This is a genomic window from Exiguobacterium chiriqhucha RW-2 (assembly GCF_000416965.1).
Taxonomy (GTDB): Bacteria; Bacillota; Bacilli; order Exiguobacteriales; family Exiguobacteriaceae; genus Exiguobacterium; species Exiguobacterium chiriqhucha.
The window spans coordinates 1-4,452 of record NZ_ATCL01000011.1; the positions used below are offsets into that span (position 1 = coordinate 1).

The window sequence follows — 4,452 nt, forward strand, 5'->3', positions numbered from 1 at the left end:
GGCCCGTTGGTCAAGCGGTTAAGACACCGCCCTTTCACGGCGGTAACACGGGTTCGAATCCCGTACGGGTCACCATTTAAATTTTATATCGTCGCGGGGTGGAGCAGTCTGGTAGCTCGTCGGGCTCATAACCCGAAGGTCGTTGGTTCAAATCCAGCCCCCGCAATTAGTGTGGTCCTGTGGTGTAGCGGTTAACATGCCTGCCTGTCACGCAGGAGATCGCGGGTTCGAATCCCGTCAGGACCGCCATTTTTTCAATTAAATTACTACATACATGGCTTTGTAGCTCAGTTGGTAGAGCAAAGGACTGAAAATCCTTGTGTCGGCGGTTCGATTCCGTCCAAAGCCACCATGTGGGGGGGTAGCGAAGTGGCTAAACGCGGCGGACTGTAAATCCGCTCCCTCGGGTTCGGCGGTTCGAATCCGCCCCCCCCCACCACCTAGGGGCATAGTTTAGCGGTAGAACTACGGTCTCCAAAACCGTCAGCGCGGGTTCGATTCCTGCTGCCCCTGCTTTCTAATATAATTATGGCGATTGTGGCGAAGTGGTTAACGCACCGGATTGTGATTCCGGCATTCGAGGGTTCAATTCCCTTCAGTCGCCCCATTTTATTGGGCTGTAGCCAAGTGGTAAGGCATCGGATTTTGATTCCGACATGCGTAGGTTCGATCCCTTCCAGCCCAGCCATTATGCGGAAGTAGTTCAGTGGTAGAATACGACCTTGCCAAGGTCGGGGTCGCGGGTTCGAATCCCGTCTTCCGCTCCATTAAATTTGGCGCCATAGCCAAGTGGTAAGGCAGAGGACTGCAACTCCTCTATCGTCGGTTCGATTCCGACTGGCGCCTCCAACATAATATGCCGGTGTGGCGGAATTGGTAGACGCGCACGACTCAAAATCGTGTTCCTCTGGAGTGTCGGTTCGACTCCGACCACCGGTATCCGTAGATCCTAGCTGAGGCTAGGGTCTTTTTTTTTTGTATGTGAAAGTTTAAAAATAAAGGGAAGTGAGCGATGCGTAAGGAATAAGCAAGGAGTGTACGATTGTGCAAGGGGACGAAGGGGGAAGTACATTGCCGACAGATCAAATCGCTCAAGCTTTTATGAGGTTTGCTGCAAACGAGTGTAGAGGTTCGAGTGTTCTTTATGAATCATTGTCGAACGAGATAGCGACAGACGTGTCGATTCTCACATTATGTGAGCAAGCCAATCCAGGACAGCCTATTCCGAACCTGTTGTTTGGGGCAGTCCAATATCTGCTCTTGAGTGGGCACCAACATCCATTAGGCGACTATTACCCAAGCGTGGCCATTGAAGCGAAAGAGGTAGATGAAGGACTATTTCCGAGTTTTCAGCAATTTTGCACAACTTATGAAACTGAGTTGGTTGCTCTCTTACAGACTAGGCTCGTTCAAACGAACGAAGTGAGACGGTGTGCGTATTTATATCCAGTGTTCGGTATGATTTCTAGATACTCAAAGCAACCGTTGTCTTTAGTGGAGATTGGTACGAGCGCCGGTCTACAGCTCCTATGGGATCAGTACAGCTATCGATATGGCGACAGCGAACTGGTCGGGAACGTCACGTCATCTCTCGAGATTTCAGCGGAGGTGATTGGCGAAGGAAGACCTAGACTGAATCTACCGCTTCCTCCAGTCCGGGAACGAATCGGGTTCGATTTGAATATCGTCGATTTGACCGATGCAGATGAAAAATTGTGGTTGAAGGCTCTCATCTGGCCGGAACATGAAACTCGTCTCGAGCTATTTGAACAGGCGAGTGCGTTGATCGGGTCACACCCATTGGTGTTGATTCAAGGGGATGGAGTTCAATTATTAAAAACACGAGTCGATTCGATTGAAACGGACAGCATCGTCTGTATCTTCCATACACACGTGGCGAATCAAATGCCACTTGAAACCAAGTATGAGCTTTTGCGTCAAGTCGACTGTATCGGGGAGTACCGGGACGTCTGTCACATCTATAATAATGTCCAAGACAAGCTACTCCACCTCGATCTTATTATCGACGGCAGAAAGAGTGAGTTCGTGCTCGCCGAAACGGATGGGCATGGACGTTGGTTCAACTGGTTGTTACCACCAGAAGCGCAAGAAAGTCTTAAGCGAAGACTCAGTAAGCTCTAACCTCGGTTAGAGCTTTTTAGGATCCATGAAAAAAAGAACCATCATGGAGATGATTCTTCATATGACGTATACGTCGCTTCGTCCAAAGTATTTAAATAATCAGGTCCGAAATTGTTCAGGATAAAGAGTTCTTCTTCGTTCTCAGTCGCCAATCCGTTCGAGAATCCTCTGTTTGCTTGGAGGAAGTGCAACAAACGATCTTGTTCCTTGTCCGCTTGAGAGAAGTCACCTTGTGACCAGTGATCGAGTATCGTTTTCAATTCCGAGTACATACTGTCACCAATTTTGAATTTAGTTTTTAGGAGCTCCAAATAGTCAGCGGACTGTTGTATATTGTCTGGGGTCATCGGAATCGCACCCCATTTAGATCGGGCTGATATTTTTTGGTGTGTCATCAAGTGCATGCTTTTAATCAATTCAGTTCGACTTGGTTTCTCTTCATTGAAAGAGACCTCTAATTCAACACGAGTCTTTGCGGTGGAGTTGCCTCTCCGGTCTAATGGGTCTTCTTTAGATACTTCGATTTGTAATTCTTTGACGCGTTTGGCGTATTTGTCGTCAAGATTCTCGTTCTCGACACCTTGACTTAAATTTTTGTAAAACGTATAGCTGACAAAAAAGACAGGAATGAGCAAGATGAAGACACTCGTCACGATGATAAGTCGCTTCGGGGTAAATAGCTATTTCAGTTTTGAGACCAATATCATTTCCTCCTATCTGTACATAGTTGGATTCTAACACACTTAAAATACCATTAATCCCACATAAGGAATTTATATGGAAGAATAGATAAAAAAACAAAAAAATGATTTGATAACTCATTTGGAATGAACGATTTTCCGTCTGTGATGTGATATAATTACCTGGTAATAATATTTTATGATGAATAAATTCTAATGACGGTCACGTTGCTCGTCAATCTCATAGTGTATTTGGTTTCATATTTCATTTTTGTTGTCGTCATCGCTATTTGCAATTGAGGAGGAAGTTGTACATGAGTAAAGAAAAAATTGCCCAGCTCCGAAAGCATGTCTCGCCGTTTGAAAAGGCCGATGTGAAGAAGAGCGTCCGGCAGATGATCAACACGATCTTGCCGTTTCTTGCCGCCTGGATTCTTGCCTATCAGGCGCTCCAAATCTCGGTCTTCTTGACCATTCCACTCGCCATCGTCGCAGCTGGTTTCGTCGTCCGAATGTTCATCATTTTCCATGACTGTACGCACGGTTCGTTTTTCAAGAATAAGAAGGCGAACGCCATCGTCGGGACGATTATGGGGATTCTAACGTTGTTCCCGTATGAGAAATGGAAACGAGAGCATTCGATTCACCATGCTTCGAGTGGTAACTTGGACAAACGTGGCGTCGGTGACATTTGGGTCATGACGATTGAAGAATACGTCGAGGCATCGAGATGGACTCGATTGCAATATCGTCTATACCGTAACCCGCTCGTCATGTTCGGTCTCGGGCCGTTGTTCTTGATTCTTGTCACGAGCCGTTTCAATCGGAAAGATGCGCGTAAAAAAGAACGGAATAACACATACCTCATTAACTTGTCGCTCGTCGTTCTCTATGCGCTCGTCATCGCGATCGTCGGTTGGAAAGCGTTCTTGATTGTTCAAGGCACGACAATGTTCACAGCCGGTGTCCTTGGAATCTGGTTGTTCTACGTACAGCATACGTTCGAAGACTCGTATTTCGAGGACGAGAGCGAGTGGGACTACGTGAAGGCTGCGATCGAAGGAAGCTCGTATTACGAGTTGCCGAAAGTGTTGCAGTGGGTAACCGGGAATATCGGTTTCCACCATGTTCATCACTTGAGCCCGCGTGTACCGAACTACAACCTTGAACAAGCCCATACGTCGACGCCGCCGCTCCAAAAAGCGACGACGATTGGTCTATGGTCGAGTTTGAAGTCGCTACGCTACAAACTGTACGATGCTCAGAACAAGACGTTCGTCACGTTCCGCGATATTAAGCACTTGCTTCGGGAACCGAAGACGTCATCGTTGTGACGCACATTCCTGCCGACTTTGTCGGCAGGATATTTTTATATCGCCACAGCTATCTTATATTGAGATATGATTTAAAGAAGATAAATAAGGGAATTAGATGTACTCAGACAAAAAACATGTAGACTTGATAAGCCATCAAAAAAAATTCTTTAAAAGTGTTGACTTCCGAAAGGTATAGATGTATATTGATTGTAGTCGCTTTTACAGCCGACTCATATGAACCATGCGGGTGTAGTTTAATGGTAAAACCTCAGCCTTCCAAGCTGATGACGAGAGTTCGATTCTCTTCACCCGCT

Annotated in this window: 3 protein-coding genes and 12 tRNA genes; 14 read left to right on the top strand and 1 reads right to left on the bottom strand. The window is 46.5% G+C overall.

Translation table 11 applies throughout. From position 1 onward, the window contains the following. The 12 genes from M467_RS19170 to M467_RS19225 all read left to right on the top strand — a co-directional run bounded on the left by M467_RS19170 (position 1) and on the right by M467_RS19225 (position 2,142). Positions 1-75, top strand: a tRNA-Glu gene (locus M467_RS19170). Between the two features lie 17 nt (positions 76-92). Beyond that, positions 93-166: transfer RNA gene (locus M467_RS19175), tRNA-Met, on the top strand. A gap of 7 nt (positions 167-173) precedes the next feature. Continuing rightward, positions 174-249, top strand: a tRNA-Asp gene (locus tag M467_RS19180). Between the two features lie 27 nt (positions 250-276). Next, positions 277-352, top strand: a tRNA-Phe gene (locus M467_RS19185). A gap of 3 nt (positions 353-355) precedes the next feature. Next, positions 356-439: transfer RNA gene (locus M467_RS19190), tRNA-Tyr, on the top strand. Positions 440-442: 3 nt separating this feature from the next. Further along, positions 443-513 (top strand) — tRNA-Trp (locus M467_RS19195). Between the two features lie 18 nt (positions 514-531). Next, a tRNA-His gene (locus M467_RS19200) sits at positions 532-607 on the top strand. Positions 608-613: 6 nt separating this feature from the next. After that, positions 614-688: transfer RNA gene (locus M467_RS19205), tRNA-Gln, on the top strand. A 4-nt stretch (positions 689-692) separates the two neighbouring features. After that, positions 693-767 (top strand) — tRNA-Gly (locus tag M467_RS19210). Between the two features lie 8 nt (positions 768-775). After that, positions 776-849, top strand: a tRNA-Cys gene (locus M467_RS19215). Between the two features lie 9 nt (positions 850-858). Next, positions 859-939, top strand: a tRNA-Leu gene (locus M467_RS19220). Positions 940-1,101: 162 nt separating this feature from the next. After that, on the top strand, positions 1,102-2,142 hold the full coding sequence (locus tag M467_RS19225) for a DUF2332 domain-containing protein (protein ID WP_031199908.1): 1,041 nt from the start codon (positions 1,102-1,104) through the stop codon (positions 2,140-2,142). Positions 2,143-2,183: 41 nt separating this feature from the next. On the opposite strand, the gene M467_RS19230 is transcribed toward M467_RS19225, so the two are convergent. After that, positions 2,184-2,777: a DUF6241 domain-containing protein gene (locus tag M467_RS19230; protein WP_144060646.1), complete on the bottom strand. Its 594-nt coding sequence runs from the start codon at positions 2,775-2,777 to the stop codon at positions 2,184-2,186. A 359-nt stretch (positions 2,778-3,136) separates the two neighbouring features. Between M467_RS19230 and desA the strand changes: the two genes are divergently transcribed. Beyond that, on the top strand, positions 3,137-4,156 hold the full coding sequence (gene desA / locus M467_RS19235; protein ID WP_021065768.1) for a Delta(5) desaturase DesA: 1,020 nt from the start codon (positions 3,137-3,139) through the stop codon (positions 4,154-4,156). Positions 4,157-4,381: 225 nt separating this feature from the next. Next, positions 4,382-4,452: transfer RNA gene (locus M467_RS19240), tRNA-Gly, on the top strand.